Annotated in this window: 22 protein-coding genes and 2 tRNA genes; 10 read left to right on the top strand and 14 right to left on the bottom strand. The window is 48.1% G+C overall.

Annotation, left to right across the window (positions count from 1 at the left end):
* Window positions 1-102 precede the first annotated feature (102 nt).
* Window positions 103-375 (top strand): 2TM domain-containing protein, encoded by a 273-nt coding sequence (locus L5462_RS00005; RefSeq protein WP_237778806.1) that lies wholly within the window; start codon window positions 103-105, stop codon window positions 373-375.
* Window position 376: 1 nt separating this feature from the next.
* Here L5462_RS00005 and L5462_RS00010 read toward each other — a convergent pair whose 3' ends face one another.
* The 5 genes from L5462_RS00010 to L5462_RS00030 all read right to left on the bottom strand — a co-directional run bounded on the left by L5462_RS00010 (window position 377) and on the right by L5462_RS00030 (window position 3,016).
* Complete coding sequence (locus tag L5462_RS00010; RefSeq protein WP_237778807.1) at window positions 377-1,288, bottom strand: phosphate uptake regulator PhoU; 912 nt, start codon at window positions 1,286-1,288, stop codon at window positions 377-379.
* Window positions 1,278-1,892 (bottom strand): hypothetical protein, encoded by a 615-nt coding sequence (locus L5462_RS00015; RefSeq protein WP_237778808.1) that lies wholly within the window; start codon window positions 1,890-1,892, stop codon window positions 1,278-1,280. The genes L5462_RS00010 and L5462_RS00015 overlap by 11 nt, the downstream gene beginning before the upstream one ends.
* Before the next feature lie 123 nt (window positions 1,893-2,015).
* Entirely contained in the window at window positions 2,016-2,801 is a 786-nt protein-coding gene (locus L5462_RS00020; RefSeq protein ID WP_237778809.1) for a metallophosphoesterase, read from the bottom strand.
* 24 nt (window positions 2,802-2,825) lie between these two features.
* A tRNA-Thr gene (locus L5462_RS00025) sits at window positions 2,826-2,898 on the bottom strand.
* Between the two features lie 35 nt (window positions 2,899-2,933).
* Window positions 2,934-3,016, bottom strand: a tRNA-Leu gene (locus L5462_RS00030).
* Window positions 3,017-3,116: 100 nt separating this feature from the next.
* Here L5462_RS00030 and L5462_RS00035 point away from each other — a divergent pair.
* The 4 genes from L5462_RS00035 (at window position 3,117) to L5462_RS00050 (ending at window position 8,365) form a co-directional block, all read left to right on the top strand.
* Window positions 3,117-3,287, top strand: a complete 171-nt coding sequence (locus tag L5462_RS00035) for a 4Fe-4S binding protein (RefSeq protein WP_237778810.1) — start codon at window positions 3,117-3,119, stop codon at window positions 3,285-3,287.
* A complete protein-coding gene (locus L5462_RS00040; RefSeq protein WP_237778811.1) occupies window positions 3,277-4,434 on the top strand; it encodes an NAD(P)/FAD-dependent oxidoreductase in 1,158 nt (385 codons plus the stop codon). The genes L5462_RS00035 and L5462_RS00040 overlap by 11 nt, the downstream gene beginning before the upstream one ends.
* Window positions 4,435-4,478: 44 nt before the next feature.
* A complete protein-coding gene (locus tag L5462_RS00045; RefSeq protein ID WP_237778812.1) occupies window positions 4,479-6,992 on the top strand; it encodes a prenyltransferase/squalene oxidase repeat-containing protein in 2,514 nt (837 codons plus the stop codon).
* Window positions 6,993-7,084: 92 nt separating this feature from the next.
* Window positions 7,085-8,365, top strand: coding sequence for a HEAT repeat domain-containing protein (locus L5462_RS00050; RefSeq protein ID WP_370637002.1), 1,281 nt, complete (start codon window positions 7,085-7,087; stop codon window positions 8,363-8,365).
* 3 nt (window positions 8,366-8,368) lie between these two features.
* On the opposite strand, the gene L5462_RS00055 is transcribed toward L5462_RS00050, so the two are convergent.
* Genes L5462_RS00055 through cdhA form a run of 7 tightly spaced genes read right to left on the bottom strand, consistent with a single transcriptional unit; the run spans window position 8,369 to window position 16,425 of the window.
* Entirely contained in the window at window positions 8,369-8,830 is a 462-nt protein-coding gene (locus tag L5462_RS00055; RefSeq protein WP_237779476.1) for a 4Fe-4S binding protein, read from the bottom strand.
* An 18-nt stretch (window positions 8,831-8,848) separates the two neighbouring features.
* The gene (gene acsC, locus L5462_RS00060) at window positions 8,849-10,225 is read right to left on the bottom strand and encodes an acetyl-CoA decarbonylase/synthase complex subunit gamma (protein WP_237778813.1); all 1,377 of its coding nucleotides are present in this window, start codon (window positions 10,223-10,225) and stop codon (window positions 8,849-8,851) included.
* A 12-nt stretch (window positions 10,226-10,237) separates the two neighbouring features.
* On the bottom strand, window positions 10,238-11,392 hold the full coding sequence (gene cdhD / locus L5462_RS00065; RefSeq protein WP_237778814.1) for a CO dehydrogenase/acetyl-CoA synthase subunit delta: 1,155 nt from the start codon (window positions 11,390-11,392) through the stop codon (window positions 10,238-10,240).
* 10 nt (window positions 11,393-11,402) lie between these two features.
* Window positions 11,403-12,149: an AAA family ATPase gene (locus tag L5462_RS00070; protein WP_237778815.1), complete on the bottom strand. Its 747-nt coding sequence runs from the start codon at window positions 12,147-12,149 to the stop codon at window positions 11,403-11,405.
* A gap of 17 nt (window positions 12,150-12,166) precedes the next feature.
* Window positions 12,167-13,549 (bottom strand): CO dehydrogenase/CO-methylating acetyl-CoA synthase complex subunit beta, encoded by a 1,383-nt coding sequence (gene cdhC, locus L5462_RS00075; protein WP_237778816.1) that lies wholly within the window; start codon window positions 13,547-13,549, stop codon window positions 12,167-12,169.
* Window positions 13,550-13,567: 18 nt separating this feature from the next.
* A complete protein-coding gene (gene cdhB, locus L5462_RS00080) occupies window positions 13,568-14,089 on the bottom strand; it encodes a CO dehydrogenase/acetyl-CoA synthase complex subunit epsilon (RefSeq protein WP_237778817.1) in 522 nt (173 codons plus the stop codon).
* Window positions 14,086-16,425, bottom strand: a complete 2,340-nt coding sequence (cdhA, locus tag L5462_RS00085; protein WP_237778818.1) for a CO dehydrogenase/acetyl-CoA synthase complex subunit alpha — start codon at window positions 16,423-16,425, stop codon at window positions 14,086-14,088. Before cdhA ends, cdhB begins: the two co-directional genes overlap by 4 nt.
* Before the next feature lie 353 nt (window positions 16,426-16,778).
* Between cdhA and cbiM the strand changes: the two genes are divergently transcribed.
* Genes cbiM through L5462_RS00105 form a run of 4 tightly spaced genes read left to right on the top strand, consistent with a single transcriptional unit; the run spans window position 16,779 to window position 19,496 of the window.
* Window positions 16,779-17,429: a cobalt transporter CbiM gene (gene cbiM, locus L5462_RS00090; RefSeq protein WP_237778819.1), complete on the top strand. Its 651-nt coding sequence runs from the start codon at window positions 16,779-16,781 to the stop codon at window positions 17,427-17,429.
* Window positions 17,426-17,737 (top strand): PDGLE domain-containing protein, encoded by a 312-nt coding sequence (locus L5462_RS00095; protein WP_237778820.1) that lies wholly within the window; start codon window positions 17,426-17,428, stop codon window positions 17,735-17,737. The genes cbiM and L5462_RS00095 overlap by 4 nt, the downstream gene beginning before the upstream one ends.
* A 29-nt stretch (window positions 17,738-17,766) precedes the next feature.
* Window positions 17,767-18,561 (top strand): cobalt ECF transporter T component CbiQ, encoded by a 795-nt coding sequence (gene cbiQ, locus L5462_RS00100; RefSeq protein ID WP_237778821.1) that lies wholly within the window; start codon window positions 17,767-17,769, stop codon window positions 18,559-18,561.
* On the top strand, window positions 18,558-19,496 hold the full coding sequence (locus L5462_RS00105; RefSeq protein ID WP_237778822.1) for an ATP-binding cassette domain-containing protein: 939 nt from the start codon (window positions 18,558-18,560) through the stop codon (window positions 19,494-19,496). Before cbiQ ends, L5462_RS00105 begins: the two co-directional genes overlap by 4 nt.
* Before the next feature lie 27 nt (window positions 19,497-19,523).
* Here the strand turns inward: L5462_RS00105 and L5462_RS00110 are convergent, their stop codons facing one another.
* On the bottom strand, window positions 19,524-20,603 hold the full coding sequence (locus tag L5462_RS00110) for a type II secretion system F family protein (protein ID WP_237778823.1): 1,080 nt from the start codon (window positions 20,601-20,603) through the stop codon (window positions 19,524-19,526).
* Window positions 20,604-20,614: 11 nt separating this feature from the next.
* Entirely contained in the window at window positions 20,615-22,186 is a 1,572-nt protein-coding gene (locus L5462_RS00115; protein WP_237778824.1) for an ATPase, T2SS/T4P/T4SS family, read from the bottom strand.
* 41 nt (window positions 22,187-22,227) lie between these two features.
* Here L5462_RS00115 and L5462_RS00120 point away from each other — a divergent pair, with 41 nt between their 5' ends.
* A complete protein-coding gene (locus L5462_RS00120; protein WP_237778825.1) occupies window positions 22,228-23,154 on the top strand; it encodes a methyltransferase in 927 nt (308 codons plus the stop codon).
* Window positions 23,155-23,201 lie beyond the last annotated feature (47 nt).

Below are 23,201 nucleotides of genomic sequence, written 5' to 3' on the forward strand. Positions count from 1 at the left end.
ACCCGCCTTCAGGAAATTCTTCGACATCGAAGAGATACACTACGACGGCGAGGAGAAAAGAATATTAGAGACTGACTACAGATCCATTGAAGGGGCAGAACTATGCAGGACGATGAATACGAAAGAGCCCGGAAGAGAGTAGAGGAACTTAAGGGATTTTACATACACCTATCTGTTTTTGTAATAGTTAACTTCACCCTTTTCCTCATAAACCTTCTTTCAAGCCCGGGTATATGGTGGTTCTACTGGATAACAGTCTTCTGGGGAATAGGAGTCATATGGCACGCCTTCGGTGTCTTTATTGGCGACAGGCTTCTTGGTAAGGAATGGGAAGAGAGGAAAATAAAGGAATACATGGAAAAGAAAAAGAAGTGAATCACATACCCTCCCTCTCACGCCTCCTGAAACGCTCAGGCGTTGTTGTCCGCGGTATATTCCTGTAATATTCCCCTGCAGTATCAAATATCTCAATTGAAATATCCGCTATTCTCTCAAAGGTCTTCACAACCCTTGAAAGGGATATGTAATAGGTTGAGCGTTCCTTATCCTCAAATGGTGTTTCAGCCATCTGTGTGGCCACACAGTTAAGGGCGTTCTTCTGGACCCTGTGAATATCATCCTCAAGGGACATGAGCTTTGCCTTGAGTTCAAGTTTCTCGTTGAGGAATGCTTCCATTGCTGTATTCACCATCTCAACAGCAATTGAAAACATCTCCCGGAGGTACTCCATCATCGCAGGGTCAACCTCATAGGACTCCTTAACTGCGAAGTTTGCTATTATTGCAGAGTGATCACCTATCCTTTCAAGGTCATAGGCAATCTCTGTGAATGCCATTGTCTTGCTGAACTCAGAGTAGGGATTCATCGCTATTGCAGTGTCAACAGAGGACCTCACCTTCTCGTGCATGGTGTTCGTTATGTAGTCCATCTTCAGGGCCTCATTTGCAAGGTCCTCATCGTATTCCTCAAGGGACCTGAATGACTTCCTGAGCTGTTTGCAGACATGCTGTGCCATGTCCCTGAGTATCTCCTTGATAAAAAAGCTTCCTGCGTATTCCCTGGATGTGATCTCCTCACCAAAAAGCTCTGGAAATTCCTCAAATTTCTTTATATCCACAATGTAGGCCCTTCTCACAACACCCTCCTTTATTAAGGGCTGGAGGAGTTTGGTAACATACCGTCTTGTTATTCCAAGTCTTTCTGCAATCTCATCCTGTGTGGATGGGTTCTCATAGAGTATAACATCTATGATTGACTTGAGTGTTGCATTTTTTGTTTTATTTTTCATTCTCCAAAGACACCTCATCTTCCATTACAATGACAACAGATTCCCTGAGTATGGATACAATCATGTAGAGAAGTGTAACTATGACCAGCACGGTTATCAGGATGTCGAATTCATAAAAAATCGACCTGTAAACCATTACCAGAGGTGACTGAACATCCACAAGTCCCCTTAAGAGGACAATGAAGCCCATGAGTAATAGGACATGTCCATATGATTTCCTTATGGTCTCAGGTTGCAGGAGGGGGTAGATACCCATCACCATGAGCCCAACCCCTATTGACCTGAACAGGTTCCAGTCGGTTGCCTCCTCAAGGAGGTAGAAGATATGCTGGGGTTTCCACTGGAAATTTCCAAGGAGGTATATCGCCTCAATTACAACTATTATAATGAGGGGTATTGCAAACACAACCCTGCTCTCAACCCTCTCTGTCTTAACATTCTTGAGGGGCTCCCTGAGGTAATGGGAAAGGAGCTGATACAGCATTGAACCAAGAACAGCGCCCATGACAGTTCCGCCCACTCCCAGCTTTGAGGTTGTGAATGCCACTATTCCCGAGATTATCCCGGCCATCAGTATATCAAATGCCTTGGTCAACGCTGCCACCTGCAGATTCTTAATGGCTAGATCTGATCATATTATGCATATTTATTTTCTCTATTAGAGAACATTGTGGATGATGATATATTAATGTTTTTATAAAAACAAAACTAGAGGTTAAGGGAAGCCTCATGGGTGTACATATGAACATATCATGTATTCTTCATCCTCAACCTTAACAGAATAACTGGCCATTTCCCTTTTAGAACCATTCTCGGTGTTTATAAGGTCAACGGAGATCCTATCATCATCTATCCTCAGCTGGTTATGGGAGGGGAACGTCTCACCCCTCAGTTTCCTTGTTGTGGCTGTGCCTGAATTCAGTGTGACCATCCCCTCAATCATCCAGACATTGGGCACATGCTTGTGTCCATTGAGTACAAAGTCAACACCATATGAATTGAGGAGTCTGAGAAGATCTCCTGAATCCAGCAGTATGTTCCTCTCACGTCCAGTGTTTGGTATGGGCAGCAGATGGTGGTGGAATGTAACTATCTTGCAGAGGTGATCAGGAACCCTCTCAAGTTCCCTTGCAAGCCATTCCAGCTGATCCATCCCTATCTGACCATCGTTTATGTCAGGTTCAGATGAATCAAGACCTATAACAGCAAATTCTGAGTCATGATGGACAAACTTCCTCTTACCTATCATCTTCTCAAAGTGCACCAGTCCAACATTCCTTGCATCGTGGTTGCCTGGAATTATATATGTTGATGTGATTGACCGCAGCTCATCTGCAAATTCAGCTGCAAGTTCATATTCATGGGCATAGCCCTCTGTGGTGAGGTCACCTGAAACAACTATGAGGTCAGGATTCTCATCCTGAAGCTGTCCTAGAAGATTCTCCCTGAGCTTGCTGGAGAAATTCTTTTCACCAAAGTGTATGTCCGAGATCTGAGCAATTTTTTTCTCCATTAGAACACCTTAAAATCAATGAAAAGCCTTAGGGGGGATTCGAACCCCCGACCTATGCCTTACCAAGGCATCGCTCTACCACCTGAGCCACTAAGGCAAACAATTTCAATTTCAGGACAGCTAAAACTCTAGTGCAGGGGAAGGGATTCGAACCCTCGAAGGCCTGCGCCAGAGGATCTTAAGTCCTCCCCCTTTGGCCGCTCGGGCACCCCTGCATGGTAATTGATAGTAGTAAAAAGTCATATATTAATTTAACGGTGCAGTATATCCTAAGATTAATTAAACCGGGTGTCCATAAATCTAGTGGGTGATTCATTGAAACACGATCCATCAAGGTGTATGCGCTGCGGTGCCTGTGTGAATGTCTGTCCATCAGGTACCCTGGAACTTGAGGAAGGCATCATCATGGGGGATGGGTGCGTGGGGTGTCTTGCCTGTGCTGCAGTCTGTCCTGTGGATGCGATGGGGTGTCAGGATGAAGTATGATGTTGTTGTTGTTGGTGGTCGTGTGGCAGGCTCCATAGCAGCATACCATGCAGCAGAAAATGGTCTGAGGGTCCTCATGCTTGAAGGAAACCCGGAAATAGGGACCCCTGTACAGTGCGCCGGGGGAGTGAGTGACAGTTTCTTCAAATCAACAGGTATAAAGCCCCTTCCTGAGTTCACATGTACAAGAATAAATGCGGCTGCGATCAACGGACCACATGGTGCAAGGATAACAACCAGAAACCCGATTATAAGTGGTTACATCATTGAAAGAAAGATTTTTGATAAATACCTAGCTTTGCGCGCCGCTGAAGCCGGGGCGGATGTCTCTGCAGGGTCACGGGTGAAGGACCTCATATTCCATGATGGATCCGTCTCCGGTGTTAAATTCAGGGGTCCAGATGGAACCCATGAGGTTGAATCAGATATTGTAATTGCAGCAGACGGCATTCAGTCAGGTGTTGGCCGTATGGCGGGGCTTGATACACGTTTCAGACCGGGAGAACTGTGCTCCTGTGCCCAGTATGAGGTTGCCGGTTTGGATGTGGATGATGAAACCATGGAATTCTACTTCGGGAGTACCTTTGCTCCATCAGGTTACCTATGGATCTTCCCTAAGGGTGATGGTAGGGCAAATGTTGGTGTGGGTGTACGGAGAACAAGATGCTCTGATAATGGTCCGCTACACTATCTTAACAGTTTCATCTCCAGGGCAGGCTGCAGCAGGCTGGAGTTCAACGCGGGTGCTGTGCCCGTTGCCGGCCCCATCGGTAGAACATGCACAGATGGCCTGCTTGTCGTTGGTGACGCAGCGGGTCAGGTCGATCCCCTCACGGGTGGTGGTATACACATTGCAGCAGAGTGCGCGATGATAGCCGCGGATGTAGCGACTGATGCGATTGAATCACAGAGAACTGATTCAGGCTTCCTCTCAAATTATGAGAGCACATGGCGTGATAGGATAGGTAAAAACCTTGATAGATCACTTAAATTTAGAAAGGTGCTCGACAGTTTAAGTGATGATGAACTCGATGCACTAATAAGATCCTTTGATGGAAAAGATTTAAATTCCATCTCAAAAATATCACTCCTTAAGGTACTGAGGTATTATCCCAGAATTTTAAAGATGCTCAAAAATATGCTCTAGTTCATCAATCCATTGCCGATGCTAAAAATTTTCCAGGTGGTTCTTTGTTAAATGAGGTCCAGAAGAGAAGGCTCTATCTGTTAATCATAGCAACCGTTGCATTCACAGTGCGGCTCATACCCAGCAGAACATATTCACTGGCTGGTAACGACGCCTATGTACATCATGACCTGGTAATGAGAATAGTCAGCGATGGACCAGGTATAATAGCCCGTGATATACCTTCTCTTATGGGATTAAAGGCATATGGATATCCCCCCCTATATCATATGCTTGGTGCGGCCCTCTACATGTTATTCAGAACGGAACTTGTGTTTTTCCTTCTGGGCCCCGTTCTTGGAACCCTTGCTGTTCTTGTGATGTACAGGGTCGCCACTGAAATATTTTCAAATGAAGATACCGCCCTTCTTTCGGCATTCCTCTTTTCAATGGTCCCATCATTTGTTACAAGGACATCAATCTTTATACCGGAATCCCTTGGGCTACTTCTAACCACTGGAATTCTTTACATGACCATAAGATACATCAAAACAGTTCCCGGTTACCCTGACATTGATAAATTTGAACTTGGAGGATTCCTAAACATCTTCAGGGGTGAATCAAGGTATATAGTTTGGGGTTTAATGTTATTCGGCATTTATATCTTCACCCACAGAGGATGGATTTTCTTCGCAATCGCCATCATGATACTTCTTGCAACGTTCCTTATCCCCTCATTCAGAAAAAGACCCCTTGAATTTGGATTACTATTTATCCTGGGGGGCCTTGGAATTCTTGAATTCATAATGTTCGCTGCAAGGTTTCAGTCAGTTCCAGTTACAATACTGGGTTTTCCAAAATGGATGGGTGCTGTGCAGCTGGTACTTGGACTTTACGGTGCATACCTTCTGGTCAGATCAAGGAACCCTATCCATAAATTCCTTATAATCTGGGCTGCTGTATTCATGATAATAGGCACATATTCCTTCAGGTTCAGGGACCCCTACGCAGCAATACCCCTATCTCTACTAGCAGGATATGCGTTCACTGAGGTTAAACTTAAACTTGATAACTCAGAACGTCTTAAATATTATCCCCTGTTTAGATGGAACATCGGGCCGCTCATAATGAACGTGGTCCTTGTATTCCTGATTTTAACACCTGTTATCCAGGGGGCTGCCATAGGATATGCCAGTGTAGTTACGCCAACAGTCCAGCAAAACGCTGCTTTTGAATGGATAAACCAAAATACCCCCTCAGACGCGGTTTTCCTATCAACACTTGAAGATTCATATCTACTGATTGGTAATACCCACCGAAGAGATGTGCTCCTAGGAAACACAGTTTATAAGGGTTTCATGGGAGATGCCCCCTCCCTTGGAGAGAACAATGCAGTTAAAAATGATGTTTCCACAATATTTGAATCCCCGCTGCCATCTGAGGCATGTTACCTTATTGAGAAGAACAACGTAAGTTATGTGTACATGTCAAAAACGGTGCATAGGAAGGGTCTTGGCCTTTACATACCCTTTAACCCCCATTTCAAGACCTGCTTTGTTTCAGGGGATGTGTCAGTTTACAAGTACATAAAAAATCCAGAAATCCAGTCAAACAGTTCAGAAATAGTGTTGGATGGGGAGCACAGTGAAATTGTGAATTTCATTGAGAAATTCTGGAACGGATACTCATACTCAGAAGCAGGTGGAATGAGCTACAGTGATCCGGCGGAGGACCTTGAATTTGGAAGCCTCTTCAAGGGATCATATGACAGCAACGCCATGATCGCAACCCTTTACATTGAGCTTGGAAACATTAAAGGTGAAGAAAAACTTTCCTCAAGGGGAGAATATCTCCTGAAATGGCTAAGTTACAAACAGATGGATAACGGCTCCTTCCCAGGGGGAATGCCCCCCTCTGAATACACTCTTTCCACAATACAGACAATATACCCCCTCATGAATCTCAAATCAGCGGAAGGTCAGAAGATAGTTAACAAAGGCCTTAAATTCGTCGATTCGCAGGTGAATGGAGATGAAATAAACATCTCACCCGGCACAAAATCATCTGTTCTTATTGGAACAGACTATCTCAAACTTAAAACAGAATCTCAGGTTGCAGGTATGTACCCCGCCGGTAAAAGAGAAGTTATTTATTCACTGATCAACAAGCAGGGATACGACGGATCATGGAGCTCAAGGGCATATGAGAACATTGGGATTCTCAAAGGACTGGCACTATACTATATCTCCACAAATGATTCAAAAACAGCTGCTTCAATGAAAAAAGGTGCTGAATGGTTAAAGGACCATCAGAACCCTGATGGTTCATTCCAGGGGGATGGCGGTGAAAATACCTATTGCCTCAGTCACTACTCCGATGCAGCGCTCATTTACAGCCTCACAGGTGACACTGATTCAATGAAAAAAACCATTGAATACATGATGAAGAGGGGTGTTAAAAACGACCCCACTCCCCTCCATTCATTCCTCACATTCATATGGGACCTGAAACTTGTCTATGGAAGTGACCGTGCTCTTGACATGGCCACAGAACTTTTAAATGCTGAAAAAAAATCATAAAAATTAAATATTCATTTTTTTATAGATTATCATAAGGGGGGGTTATCATTGTATTCACAGAAAGGGTAAAGGTTCTCCTGCAAGAGGGGAATATTCACGGTCTCAGGGAGGCCCTTGAAAGTGATGATTACACCGTAAGACTGGATGCTGCCCTCGCCCTCGAAGAGCTGGCAGATGAGCAATCAGTACCATCCCTGATTGACGCCCTCAGATATGAGGAATGGCAGAGGGACTACCCCATACTTGGAGGTGTTAGGGCCGCTGCAGCCAGGGCGCTGGGAAATATAGGGGATCCAAGAGCAGTTGAGCCACTTATAAATGCCCTTGAGGACCAGGATATCGATGTGAGGATAAGTGCACTCAGAGCCCTTGCCAGTTTCAGAAATGAAAGGTCAGTTGCTGCTGTTGAAGGATATTTAAATGACCCCCTTGAGGATATAAGAAAAAATGCCCTCATCACCCTTGCAGAGCTGGACCCTGAGAGGGGGCTCAAGCAGGCACTGGCTGCCCTTAATGACAGGTCATGGGTTGTGAGAAAGGCAGCTGCAAGGGTAACCAGAAATCTGGGTGATGAGAGGTGTCTTGAAGTCCTTATTGATAAACTCAACGACCCTGACATGGAGGTCCGGCGCCAGATTGTCCTTGCAGTTGTGAACCTTGGCGAATCGGCGGTTGATCCCCTCCTTGAAAAACTTTCTGACCCATCCTGGCAGACAAGGGCCGTCCTTGTTGAAGCTCTTGGGGAAATAGGCTCAGAAAGGGCTGTTCCCTACCTCAAAAGGATGGTCTCAGGCAGAAAAAGGGACGAAAACCGCTATGTTCGTGGAAAAGTGGCGGAGGCACTGGGTCTTATAGGGGACCCCGATGCCCTTGAATCCCTCATAGATGCCTTAAATGATCCATACCTCTTTGTTAGAAGAAAGGCCCGCGCAGCAATAGATTTGATAGATGTGGAACCATACCTTGAGAGATTCGATAACGGAGAGATAAGCTTCAGGTACCCCATTTTCTGGGATCTCCTGGAGGTTAAGGATGGTGAAAAGCTCATTACAGGTTCATGTAAGGAACATGGACTTAAAATATCCGTTAAGAGAAGGGAAGCCGCTGGAGTGACTGCCGAAGAATTTTCAGATATCTTAATTGAAGTTCTGAACATGAGGGGTCTTTTTAACGTCACAAGAGGCTCCGTTACCGTGGACAGCGAGCATGGATATATGGTAACCGGTGAAACAAAAAAAGACAGGATAGTATCATTCATATTCAAAAAGAAGGGTTACATATATTACATATACTTCAGAGGGCCCCTTGAAAACATTACCAGGTCCTACAAATATATGAGGGTGTTGATAAACACCCTTCACGTGGAAATCTAACGCCTAAAACTTGCCCCTGTAGATCTTCATTGCCTCCTCAAGGACCTCACTGAATTCCATGCGATCCCTGAGATCAGCAAGGTCATCCACAGATACCAGTTTAAGGACATTCTCCTTACATGCATCCACACATGCAGGCAGTAGACAGTCGGCATCCATACAGAGCGTACATTTTTCTGCTGATTTCTTTTCAGTGTCAGGGACTATCATTCCTGCCGGGCAGGCAACCATGCACAGCTTGCAGAGTATGCATGCGTCCTCATCAATCACAAGGGCCCCATCAACCTCCCTTATGGCGCCAACAGGGCATATCCTTGCGCATGGAGCCTTCTCAGGGTGGCACTGAAGACAGAATACAGGCATCCTGTCGGCCTTCCTGACCCTTGCAATTCCATGGGTCTTTTTGCATGCATTTATGCAATCATCGCAGCCACTGCACCTTGCAGGGTCAATTACCATCAGCATCTTCACTGGACCACCCCTCTACTCCGATGCCAGTTTTTCAAGGTAGTCAGGTATTCCTGAGGAATCCCTGGGCCCCACAAGCACCTTCCATCCGGTATCGTCTTCTATTTCACCACTTGCAGGCGCCGCAAGTCCAGGAATGATGAGAACCTTATCCTTCACCCTATCCTCTATACCACTATCCTTTATAAGGTCAGCCACTGCGGTTCCTGTGAGCTGTCCCCCTGCCAGTGAGACGTCCACAGCCCTCCCCTCTGTGTCAAGCACAAGGAGATATGCCGTAACATCACCTGCCTTGAGGTCACCCTCCACTGTGTAATATGTGAGTGAGAAGTTGGTTGTGAGTATCACAGGGGAGTTCTCATCAACATCTCCAAACTCATATATTCCAGGATCAACAGTCTGTGGTTTCCTTGGATCAGTGTAGAGTCCCTGCCTGAGGGTGAGTATGGGCATAAGTTCCCAGATATCTGTTCCACCGAGTATAAGAATGTCGGCGTAGCGGTTCATGAGTGTGGCTGCAACGGTTGCCTCCTTTATGTTATCCTCAACTGGATCCCCACCTGAAAGCCTTGAGAGTGCTGGTATGCCCATTATAGGGAAGCGGAAGTCCTCATCCCTTTCCTCAACTGCAAGGCGCCTTATCATGACAAAGTTGTCTATTGTGTCACCTATTCCCTCCCCTGTGAATGTACCTGGATCCAGGATGATTTCAGTAAGGCCCATTGCCCTCAGCCTTCTTGTGAGGTTCTTCATCTCCTCAAGGTCCCCCGGCGAGAAGAGCACCAGGGGGCAGCCGTATGAAATCGAAAGATCAGCCATCTCCTGGAGGTTGTCCTTTGTGGCCGCATAGAGCAGGGGTTTCTGATCCCCCAGAACCTCAAGGGCCGCCCTCATTGCCTCTGGATCAAATGTGCATAGAACAACAGGAAACTTGAGTTCAGCCAGGGCCCCTGCCGCCTCTGCGAACTTTTCAGGGCTTCCTGATTTGTTCCTGAGCGCTATGGCATCCAGGGTCAGTTCCTCACCGGTGCGCTCGAATTTCAGATTCATGATATCACTGGCCCTCTTCATGATCTCCTCTGATGGCAGGTCATCTGGAAGATCAACCACGAGGGCTGTGGGGTTATAGTATGTGAGCTCAAACCTGTAGAGGACCTCATCACCCCCAACCACCACCTGGTTCTTTTCTGGGCCGAAGGTGATTTCCCTCACAGCCGGCGCAAGGAGGTCCTCGAGCTTCTGTCTTTCATTTTCACCAAGCTGCGGACAATCATCCAGTGTGAGTTCCTTTTCAATGAGTTTTGTTGCGAAGGCCATACATGATGACTCATCACATTTACCACAGTTTGTTTTTGGTAGTAATCGGTATACATCCATGGCAGTTACCTGCAATTTAACCCCTCCTCAATATTCCAGTTCGGTTATCCATTCCCGGAGATCAGGTGTTTCGGTGGTCATGTACTCCCTTGTGAATGTTTCCCCTATCTCCCGCAGAAGCCTCACAGATGTCGGGTGGAGCATCATGAATATATCCACACCTGAGAGCATCATTGTAAGTCCCGTTACTATCTCCCATAGAGGGCCCCTGTAGTCTGTGGGTCCCCACTCATCCTTCTTCATCCATGCCTCCCTTGAACCCCAGGCGTTGGTTGTTCCAGATGACATTGGCATCTGGAGGTCGGCATCACCCTTGAGGGCCGCAAGCCTTGTCCTTGTGATGACATCTATTGAAAATTCTATACCGTAACCCAGGGCACAGGTCGTTGGGTCCATCACTATGTCCTCACGTTTAAGACCCTCCTTCATGAGGTAACGGTTGAGGGTTTTCTGCATGTTGACGTCTGTTATGGCCCATGATAGGACAGCATGGTTGTGATCAAGGGCTGCCCTTGCAACCTTCCTGTAGTCAAGGTCCAGGTTTGCTGATGCAAGGAGGCACCTTTCACCCTCAGCGGCCTCAGCGGCCTTTTCAAGGACCAGTGGATCCTTTTCAGGGTCCCCTGAGCCCCCGATTACGAGAGGGACATCAACTGCCTGTAGGACCTCCTCAATGTCATTTGCAGCCTCTCTCGGGGACTTGTCCATTACCTTGGGTCCTGTTCCAATGAGGTGTATTGTGACCATGTTTGCACCATAGTCCTTCACCGCCTTCCTTGCCCAGTCCCCAGGGTCCTCCATGACGTCGCTGAAGTGCTCCCTTATTGGCCTTGGAAGACCCGGCATGGGTATGTCGAAGACGTCGAATGTCACCACCGGTGGGTTTGGCTGGGGCTCCTCAAATCTGTAGAGGGCCTTCTGACCACCAAGGTAAACTGGTTCCCTTGTACCCTCACCCAGTTTCACCTGTGCAACCTCACCAGGGTATGTCTTTACCGGTGGTTCAAATTCCTCCTCAGGGAGTGCCTCAACTGCCTCCCTTACCTCAACTGTTTTCTGGATGGCCCGCTGAAGCGCGGGCATTATGTGGAGCTCAAGTTCATCAACATCCATCCTGAACTCATTTATTTCGATGGATTCCGTGTTCTGAAGTAATTTCAGAAGTTCCGTTAATTTATCCATAAGCACACCTCTATAGACTTAAAATTTTCCCGGCAACCTCTTTTATGGCCCTGAATGCTGCTGAGTCTTCAGGCAGCTCATATAGAGACCTGCCCTCCATGTCATACCTGGAAACAAGGGGATCCTCGGGTATGACGCCTATGACCTCAAGGTCCCCGTCTATTTCAAGTTTCTCAAGGTCCCCCTCATGGACCCTGTTAAGAACCAGGAATACCCTCCTGAATTTTATCTCAAGTTCCCGTGATAGTTCAAGTATCCTTCTTGCTGTTAGAATCCCCCTTTTTGAGGGGTCGGTTACAACCATCATAACGTCAACGTTCTGGGTTGTCCTTCTGCTGAGGTGTTCAAGGCCCGCCTCGGTATCTATCACTATGTAGTCGTAGTTCTCTGCTATATTCTCGATTATTCGCCTCAGCATGGTGTTAACTGCGCAGTAACATCCGCTCCCTTCCGGGCGGCCCATGACAAGCAGGTCGAAGTCATCTGTCTCTGTTATTGACTCCATTATCCGGTAGTCAAGTATATCCCACTTGTTGGCTGATGGGGGGATTCTGCCCGCTGCCGTGTCCCTTTTAAGCTGCTCCCTCACCTCACCAACCGTCCCACTTACGGGAACACCGAGGGCCTCTGGAAGGTTTGAATCAGGATCAGCGTCTATTGCAAGGACATCCGCACCTGTAGCTGCGAGTATCCTCACAAGTGACGCTGAAACCATGGTCTTTCCTGTCCCGCCCTTGCCACTTACTGCTATTATCACATGACCACTCAGGTTGATTATTTACGCTTTATTATTACCTTCTCAGCGTAGATCTTTGCGTTTTTGAGGATTATCCTGAATCCGCCCGCCGCTGGAAGGCTGATTTCAGGGGATGCCATTAAAGGTGTTCCCTCAATTATGGGAGCCTCATCAGGGTAGGTTTCCTCTTCCTCAACGGCTTCAGCTTCCTCAACTTCTGTGGGTGCCCTTTCAAGGACTGGGTGCCCCTTATCCTTAAGGAACTTTCTGAGTTCCTTTATTGATGTTGCATCCTCCTCTGTGGCTATCTTATCCCGCAGATCCTCAGGGATGAACTCAATGACTGAGTCCTTCAGTTCCTTTGGCATCCAGATTATCCTTGAGTATCCCCCATCTGCCTGCAGGAACTTGGGTGAGCGCATGTACTCAAGGCTGAGACCTGAAAACCCTTCAACCTGTTTTCCGCCTGAGCACTGCCCCGCCATTGCAGAGAATGGTATTCCAAGGGGGGTTTCGCCCCTGAAGTCCCTGTTCACGATGCCTATGCCGTCCAGTTCTGGTATGTAGAATGCCACCGCCTCAAAGCAGCCACATGATGTGTGCGGATACCCGAAAACACTGTGGAGGTAAACCCTCTCTGTTGTACCCTGTGAGTTCTCGGCCACTGCAGCGTTAACATTCTCATATTCTCCCTTCTCCGGGTCAATGACATCTCCCTTTTGAATTTCGAATATTGGACCGTCGGGGTCCATCTTGTAGGCTGCACGGCAGTCGAACCAGTTTATGGCTCCACATAGGGCTGTCCGGTCTGGTGTGACCACACATACATGTGTTGGGGCGAAGGACTGGCACATGAGGCACCCGTAGAATACGTCAACGTCCTCGTCTGAGAGTTCCCTTGCCCTTGAATCCCTTATCTCATACTTTTCCCTGGCTGTTTCAAGGAATTCTTTAACAGCACCCTCGTCGGTCATGATTGTCACTGATATGGATTCGATTATGGGGAACTCCTCCCTGAAGAGGACTGAAAGTGCCTTTCCAAGGTGCTCCAGCATGAATCCTGCGTCCCTTGCCTCTGTGCTTACACGGCACCAGATCTGGTCCCTCTGGTTGAGGTGCATGAAACCCTGGACGTAGTTGCAGAGTTCATGCAGCCTCCGCTCTATCACACTTTCAAGTTCCTCCTCGAGTTCGCTTCCTGCTATCTCCACGTTTATGGCGAATGGATAGATCTGACCCTGTTCCATTTCACTTATCTCGGGCCCTATGACCTCCACCTTTCCATCTTCAACGCTATCCTTAACCTGGACCAGTTCGGCTCCGATGGATTTGGGGCCAGCAAGTTCAACGAACATGTTTGCTGATCTTATCCGCTCCCCCTCGTGCATGGGACTTACATCAACGGGTATGTCTTCAAACATTGAATTCCTCCATTATAATCAGTCAGTATACATCTTCTCAAGGTACCTGAACCATTCATCATCATCCATGTTGGGGAATGATGCATCTGCATTTGAGTGGAACGTCTTGCATATTGTGAGTGTCCTTATATGTGGTGCGAAGTGCTTCAGGGTTGATAGGCCCTGGGATGCTATGTAATAGATGCACCCGATGAATATTACGAGGTCATGCTGACCCTCCCCCCTGAGACCCTCCCAGCTTGGGTCCTTCAGGAGGTTGGTTATCTCCACTATCCCGTGGGGTTCTGATTCTACACCCGCATCCTTCAGCACCCTGTAGGTATCGGCAGTGGATACCACCGGCAGGTCCCAGTGCCTGATGATTTTAACTGTGTGTTCAAGCACTGGCTGACGCTTTGCAAGGGGCCCCACAACCATTAATGGCCTCTTGGCCTTTTTTATCATCATAACTGCGGTTTCTGGTGTTACGAGCATTGCCTGTTTCGGCCCTGCTATAACAGTTGGCTGCCATGGTATTATACGGTCATTCACGGCGATCACCTCTCAAGGAGTGAGGGTTCTTTTGGAAGCTCCCTTGGCTTCCAGTTCTTCTCCTCCAGTATCTTCATGATATCCCTCTTGTAGACTATGGGGATGTCCTTCTCTGTCCTTATGAACCTGTCGATGTCATCTGGAATTGTGCCGAAGTACTTTTTGTGGAGGTCTATGTAGTTGCTGAGTTTCATCTGGCGACCCTTGGATGTGTCTGTTGGCCTTATGCAGAGTTTGGCCACCATCACCGTTGCCTCCTCCCTGTTCTCGGCTGCATAGAGAAGGTGTTCTGGCGCTGGCTCCCCATCGATTACCTCTCCTGTTCTCAGGTCATTCAGTTTCCATTTCTCCTGGTCATCTGCCCTTCCAAGGAACAGTCTGCGGTACTTTGATCCGTGGGGTCCGAGGACGACTGGTATACCCCATCTATTCACACCGGTTGCTATGGCAGCCGCCTTCTGGGAGTAGGCACCCCATGCGACCCCACATGCCCCTACACGGTTAAGTATGTAATCTGCTATCTCCTCAAAGTTCCCCTCAAGTGGTTTCTGTGCGAATATGTTGGCTATCTTTATGGCAGCCCCGGATATATGGGCGTTTGACACGCAGGAACCCATGTTAACGAGTCCCTTTGCATCAAACTGTCCACCGTATTTTTCATAGAGTGTCTTTCCATCCTCGTCCCTGTATTCCCCGATGGACATTGCACCGCATCCCGTTGTGACCACGATGTAGTTCCTCTCAAGGAACTCCTTTGCCATGAGGGCAACGTCCTTTCCACCCTCAGGGTAGTTTGAGCATCCCACAAAGGCTATGACACCTGGTATGTCCCCGAGGACTATGGGTGCGCCGACCCTCCTTATCTCCACATCCTGTGCAGGGCCACGCCCGGCTCTTATCTTGTATTTTTCGTCCTTTACGCGCCTTTCACCGGCCTTTGTCACCATGGATACTATTGGTATGTCCCTTTCACACTCCTGTTCGCAGCGTCCGCATGTGTAGCAGAGCTCCTCAAGTGCCATCTCCTCAAGTTTGCTCAGATCACCTTCAGCTGCGCTTTTAACTGCATCCATGACAGGGAGACTGTTGGGGCAGACCCTCTGGCACCATCCACAGTCTGTACACTCTGATGCCATCCGGATTATCTCATCAACCTCCGGTAATTTTTTGAGGGATTTCCTGAGTGGTGCGAGTTTCATTGCTGTCTTAACTGCCACCTCCCCAACCTTTTCGGGGTCGAGGATCAGTGCCCCCTCTATGTTACCGTTTATGAGGTCGTTCACGATTTTGTCGGGGTCCTCGTCTGTCACATCAGGAAGTCCCAGGCACATCTTATCGGTTGTTGCAATCACCGCTGACCTGTTTTTAAGGGCCTCCTCCAGCACATCTGTCCTCACGCACTGCTCGTCCACCACTATCACATCGGCGACGCCGCTTCTTATGAACCTTAGCTGCTTTGAGAGGGGTCCGACAACCTTGGCGGCTTCACTGTACCTTGTAACATCTATTGCTGCGCAGCATATGCCGCATACCTCAATTTCGTCTTCGAGTTCCCTCCCGGTGACGTAGTCCACTATGTCTGCTCCAGGGAGGACGTTGTGGCCTATGCAGAGTATCACGGGTTTGGTGTTGTCTATAGTACCGAATCCCAGTTCAACGAGGGGTGCGTCCTCATCCCCCTTAGGGAGGTCCAGGGCAACGATCTGGGCGATATCAGCAACCTCCCTTACAAGGTCATCCATGAGTCCTGCGTGGAATGCCTTTGATTCAAAGTCCCTGCTATCACCCTCCTGTCCTGTGTGGCAGGCTGAGAGGAGGTGGGACGTCTGTTCCTCGGCGTAGTCCATAACCTCCCTGAGGTCGCCAAGTGTTCGCGGCCTTCTACCCATAACCGTCCTTGTTATGGGTGCCTCTATATCCACGTTCATGCCGAGGTCTATCTCATGGTCCTCTCCCAGCTTCTCTATGAGGTGATCCACAAGGTGCCTTGCGTGCCCCGCGTGTGCGGCTGTCCCTATGAGGCATGCGAGAAGAACTATGCGTGCCTGCTGGGTGGCTGCGTCTATACCACATGCGCCCCTTTTACCTAGAAGGTCGCATTTACCGTAGGTGCAGAGGCAGCACATGTCACAGAAAGGTGCATAGAATGGTTCGTATCTTTCAAGGAGCTTCATGTCCCATGATCTGAGGTCGGTCACATGGGGGCGGGGTTTTGGACCCTTTACATCTTCCTCCTGAGGTTTTTCCTCGGTTATAATTTCTCCTATGGATATCTGGATATTTTTAAGATCCCAGAAATCCCCTTTAAGGTTTTTGGCTTTTTTTGATTCGGGTGCCACATCCATCACCAGTATTACTAAATGCAGACTGACAATTATTAATGATTTATAATGATGGTTTTCATTTTATGAAATCCATATATAAATTTTGTGTATTTGGCCGTGGCACATAAAAACAGGGACATTTTTAATAAAGCTACTCTCAATAATTGAAGCTGGGAGGAGCCCAGTTTCAGTTCATACTCAATATAAATGTCCTTTGAGTTCAAAAATCCTTTTATGATGGCTGGAAACCAGAGTGTATTATTACCACAATATAAATGAAACAAGAAGATTGTAATACTCACGCTAATCTTTATATTATATAACTCCATAATATATTGACTGAATTAATATAAATAATAAGGAGGCGAAGAATCTTGCATATTCCAGATGGTTTCATACCATTTCCACAGTACGTGGTGTACTGGGTCATAGCCCTTGTAGCCCTCTACTTCAGCATGCAGTGGGCGAGAAGGGAACTTAAAGAAAGACAGATACCCCTGTTTGCAGTTCTTGCAGCTGGAATATTCGCAATACAGGCAATGAACATACCGATACCCTGGGGTACCAGCGGTCACATGGTTGGAGCGGCCCTTGTTGCAATAGTATTTGCAAGTCCATGGGCGGCCGTCCTGTTGCTCTCAATTGTACTGATACTCCAGGGACTCATATTCGGTGACGGTGGACTAACAGCCCTGGGTGCGAATATATTCAACATGGGTGTAATCGGAGGATTCACAGGGTACTACCTGTTCAGGGCACTCAGATCAGCCGGTGAAATTCCTGCAGTCGCTGTGGCATCATGGGCCTCAATATTCCTTGCAGCCATTGCCTGCGCCATAGAGATGTGGATAGCAGGTACCTTCCCGCTTGTGGAGGGACTCTGGATGATGGGGCTCTACCATGCAGTCATAGGTATCATCGAAGCTGCAATAACAGTGGTTGTTGTCATTGCAATTGAAAACAGCCGCCCCGATCTCTTTAAGTTCAGTGAATGGGGTGAGAAGAAGGGGGTTGCATCAAAATGAATGCCCGGGACAAAAAATTCATGGTGGGGGGCATCCTGATTGCTCTCATAATAGCCATTCTGGCACCATTCCTTGCATCAGAAAATCCTGACGGACTTGAGAGTACAGCCGAGAAGGTGATGCCCAACCCTGAAACTGAACCCGTCGTCGAATCACCACTCCCAGACTACACCATCCCTGTGCTGGGTGAAAGCAGGGTTGGCGGTTCCATAGCAATGGTGCTGGGCACCGCCCTTGTGCTGGGCCTCGCCTATGGCGTTGGAGTCATCCTCGGTAGAAGGGAAACAGAAGCTGATGAGGGGAAATAACCCCTCATTAAAATTTGCGGGGAAGCTGAATGGAAGACCTCATAAACATAGAGAGGGAAAGTCTTAAGGAGAGTTCAATACACAGCCTTGATGGGCGTGTGAAGCTCATAATAACGTTTATCATAATCATCTTTGCAGTTGCAACGCAAAGTATTACAACACTCATCCTGATGGAGATTTACCTTATCCTCCTCATATTCCTCTCAAATGTATCACCATCCTATGCCATTAAAAGGCTCATTCTCATACTCCCCTTTGGCGGATTTATAGCAATATTTCAGCCATTCATAAGACCCGGGGATGTAATCTGGACAGGGCCCCTGGGAGTTGACATGACCCTCCAGGGCATCATCTTCGGAGCCCTGCTTCTTGGAAAGGTGATGGTGAGTGTGACTGCTGTGATCCTTCTCTCCTCAACAACCTCAATGCAGGAACTTGTTGGCTCAGCAAGGAGAATCGGTGTCCCCCCAGACTTTGCAATGCTACTCAACCTCACCGTCAGGTACCTCTTCTTCTTCTATGATGAACTTGAAAGAATAAGGAATGCCCAGAAAACCCGCTGCTTTGATATCTGGAACAAAAATGTGCCATACCTGTGGAGGCTGAGGAAGGTGGGTGAAACCATTGCCATGATGTTCCTCCGGGCATATGAACAGGGAGAAAGGGTGTATCTCAGCATGCTGAGTCGCGGCTATACACCGGAGAGCAGGATGTACACAGCATCATCCACAATAGGAAAAAGGGACATGCTGTTTGTGGCCGCGAATATCATGATACTTGCGGTTCTTCACATCATCCAGACATTGCTTCCGGTGATGAGATGATCCAGGTGAAGAACCTCAGCTACACCTATCCCGATGGAACCACAGCCCTCAGAAACATTAACATGGAAATAGGGAGGGGTGAACGGGTTGCCGTCATAGGTCCCAATGGGGCGGGTAAATCAACACTGTTTCTGCACCTCAACGGGATACTGGAACCATCAGCCGGTGAAATAATAATCGATGGAGAAAAAATCAACTACAGCAAATCTGAACTTATAGGGATAAGGCAGAAGGTTGGCATAGTTTTCCAGAACCCCGATGATCAGCTCTTCGCTCCAACAGTGAAAGATGACGTTGCCTTCGGCCCCACGAACCTTGGACTCAGTGAAGAGGAGGTCGAGGAAAGGGTGAGGGAGTCACTTGAAAGGGTGGGTATGTCAGGCTACGAAAAAAGGGCGCCCCACCATCTGAGCGGCGGTGAAAAGAAAAGGGTGGCCATCGCAGGGATCCTGGCCATGAAGCCTGAGATCATGGTCCTTGACGAGCCCACAACAGGACTGGACCCTGAAACCGCCGATGGGATAATCGAAATACTGCTTGAACTGAGCAGGGAGGGCATAACAGTTATAATATCCTCCCACGACGTTGAAATCCTCAGCCAGTTTGCTGAGAGAATATTTGTTCTAAACAGCGGTGAACTCATCGCCGATGGAACACCAGGTGAAATCTTCGGAGAACCTGAGATAATAAGAAGAGCCAGTTTAAGACTTCCCAGGACCGCTGAGCTCATGAACCGCCTTAAAATGGCGGGCTTTGATGTTGATGTCAAGCTGACTGTGGATGAGGCATACCATGAACTCCTGCACCTCCTCGGGGCGGATGCCTACCACAGACTGCTTCACTTTCTGGGTGAAAAAAGACAGCATAAACTCATGCACCTCCTCGGGGATGAGAAGTACCATGAACTTCTACATGTACTCCGGGAAGAAAGGTGACTGGTCTATCAAATATACATTTGGAGTCTAGAGTTTTGGCTCAAGCCTCTTGATCATGAAGGCCATGAACCCCACCAGCATCGGGAAGAGGAAGAGATATATCAGTATGATGGCTATTGGTGGTAAGACTGACCCCATAACAGTGGACGCTGCAAGGAGCATGACAAGGAATATAACGGGTCCCAGAATCGCAAGGAACATGTAGATCATGGTGAAGGAGTTGAGCTTCTGGAAATAATCCTTGAGCTTCATCCTCATCTCATATGCAATATCATCTGCAATAACATTGAGTGTCTTGGAGAGATCCCCACCACTGTTGAGGGTCCTTGTGATCTGATAGACAGCCCTCTTGAGACCATCGGATTCTATGCGGTTACTCATCTCAATAAGGGCACTCTCAGTGGTCTCACCGTACTTGATCTCCTCAAGAGTCCTCGCGAACTCCTCAGAAAGGGCTCCATAACCGGACATTGCAACTGAACGCATACTATCATGGAGTCCAAGTCCTGATTTGAGTTCGGTGGCCATCTGACGGAGTGCGAAGGGGAGCTCCCTGGAAGCCTCGCTTGAACGTTTGCCCTTCTGAAGGTTCGGGAGGAATATGATAATTATGGCCATGAAGAGAACAGCCAGCATCATTGCAAGGCCTATCTCGATCCCGAACCCAAGGACGACCATCACAACAAGGAGAACCGCCCCTGAGCCCCCACCAAGTATCATTATGAGCTTGGGGTCAAGCTGCTCCTTCTCCTCTTCCTTCAGGATCTCCTCAAGGGAAGCCCTCTGAAAGCTTTCACGGGTGGCGCTGTCCTCTCCCCGCTCTTCGAGTCTTTTATCCGCCTCTATAAGGCCCTTGAAAACCTCTATCTCCTCAGGGGTCATTTTCATCCTGCTTATAACCCTCGCTGATCCCCTTCTTGAGAGAAAACCTGGCTTGGGTTTCCCGGGTTCCCTCTTCAGGATCCCCCCAGGTTTTCCAATTGGGGGCGCCTTTGGCTTTATCTCACCTATCTTCTTAACTGGCTTCTGGACGCCCTCACCCACCTTCTTTGTGGATGTCAGGGTGAGTCCCCCAAGTTTATCGAATATATCCCTGATTGAGACCATTGTATCTGCCCTCAGAGTATGCTGTCAAGAACACCGTCAGGGTCCCTGTAGTACTCATTTATGTAGTGCCCAACCTCATCTATGGACCTTATGTTCTCATCGGCCATGTACTCAAGGACGAGTCTTCTCCTTTCAATCTCCTCCTCTATCTCATTTATGCTTATGGCCCTGAGTTCAGCTATCTCCCTGAGGGTCTGGCTGGCTATTTCAACGTATTCCACCTTATCGGTTACGCTGTTCCATTCAAAGACCCTGTTGAGCTGAACATTGCCCTCCTCCATACCCACAACCTCGGCAACCTCAGTTATCCTCCTTATTGAACCCCCTTCGGGGCGGTACATCCTGTTCTGCATGATTATAAAGTCAAGGGCGGGTATCATTATCCTCGGCACGTTCATGGGAGGGTTTATGAGACGTGTTATTGTTTCCCTGGCGGTGTTTGCGTGAAGCGTTCCAAAACCACTGTGCCCTGTGTTGAGGGCTGTGAAGAGTGTTATTGCCTCTCCACCCCTTACCTCCCCGACAATCACCCTGTCGGGTCTCTGACGGAGGGAGTTCTTAACCAGGGTGTCCATGTCCAGTTCCCCCTTACCCTCTATGTTTGGTGGTCTTGTCTCCATCCTCAGGATGTGGGTGTGGGGTAACTGAAGTTCCAGCGTATCCTCAATTGTTATGATACGCTCTGTCGGGGGTACAAAGGCGGATACCGTGTTGAGGATTGTTGTTTTACCTGAACCAGTACCCCCAGCAACTATGGCGTTGCATGGCTTCACCCCGAGTCCATCGGTGCAGACCCAGAGGAATGCTGCAAGATGTGAGGACATGGTCTTGAAGTTGATGAGGTCAACAACCGTGAAGGGGTCCTTCCTGAATTTTCGTATGGTGAGTGTTGATCCGTCCGGAGAAACAGGGGGTATTGTTGCATTGATCCTTGAGCCGTCAGGCAGCCTTGCATCCAGTATGGGTGTCTGCTGGTCTATACGCCTGTTCACCTGCCTTGCAATGAGGTCAATGATTGCCTTTATGTCGTCATCGTTCTTGAAGACCACATTGGTTATCATCATGCCCATTTTCCTGTGGTAGACAAAGACAGGTTTGTTGACACCGATTACCATTATCTCCTCGAGGTCATCATCCTTGATGAGGGGGTCAAGTTCCCCGTATCCCAGCATCTCCTGGGAGATCTGCTTGGCGAGTTTATCAACATTGCGAACCCCCTTCATCTTGAGGAATTCCTTAACCTCCGACATGAAGGTGGATTCGTCTATCCTGAAATCCTCACCCTTGGATACCGCGACCTCAACAAGTTTTTCACGGATCTCGTTGAGGAGTTCCCTTTCCTTCTCAGAGAACTTTGGAAGGGACACCTTGTATTTGGGTATGAGGTCGCCCTCGATAATTTCAACATCCTTTATATCGGGACCGCGGGGGGCGGGTTTCGGCGCTGGTTTTTCAAGCACCTTTTCAACCTTGAATTCCGATTCCGCAGGCCTCTCCCTTTTTTCTTCCCTTGGAGTCGCTTCCTCATCAGCTGCGAATTCTCCGAGAATTTCCCTCAGAATCTCCTTCCTCTTGTCCCTCATGTTACTCATCTTTTAATATGTGGAGGATAATATTTAAGTGTATGTCAGCAAGGTGTCCAGTCTGTGGGGAGGTTCTTCGCGCCCATAACAAGCATGAACTGGAAGGGTATTATGACCCCTGTGAGGGCTGTATAAATCCTGGTTTCAGGAAGTTCAGACCCATACTGGAACAGGTGACTGAATCGGCACTTGAAGAATGTGAATGTGGCAGGAGGCACCTTGATTCTGTAATGGCACAGGTATCCATGATCCTTATAGAGAATGGGGTCCTCCCCAAAAATGCCAGGTTGAGGGACGCCGGTGTTCCGCTCATAACTCCTGCATTTCCCCTTAAATCGGCTCCATTCCTGCCCGAGGATTCGCTTGTTCTTCTCACACCCGCGGCCACTGGGAAAACTGCGGAGCTGATAATAACTGATGTGCCTGAGGTTAAGGGTGTCATAAGGGGTGATCCCTCAGTGACACCAGGGGTTATGGATTCATCCAGGGCCCCAGAGGCATATGATCTTCTTGCAGGCTGTGATATGAGGTGTGACATTATAGATACCCCCTCAGGTTCAATGTCCATATACAGGAGGCAGAGCAGACTTCACATAGAATTTGCAGGTGCAAAAAACCATAAAATAGAAGCTGCCGCCAGGGAAATCCTATCAACCCGTCCAGAGACTGTTCTGGATGCCACCTGCGGTCCAGGAACCCTGGGAATATTTGCACTGATGGCCGGTGCAGAGATGGTTGTCTTCAATGACATCTGGATGGATGCATGTGAGATGACACGCCTGAACCTTCAGATCAATGGCTTCAGAAGGGAAAGGTTCAGAATATACTCTGAGGACATCAGAAATCTTCCTGAAGTCCTGGATGAGAAATTTGAGCTATGTATTGTGGATCCTTTCCCTGGTGTGGAAGTAAAGGAGTTCATTGAGGCTGCAGGAAAACTGGCAGAGAGGATTCTGCTGATTCAGTGACCCCAGACATGGAACCTCCAGAATCTGGTTGTTTTTTAGACCCATTT

It is taken from the genome of Methanothermobacter sp. K4 (assembly GCF_022014235.1).
Taxonomy (GTDB): Archaea; Methanobacteriota; Methanobacteria; order Methanobacteriales; family Methanothermobacteraceae; genus Methanothermobacter.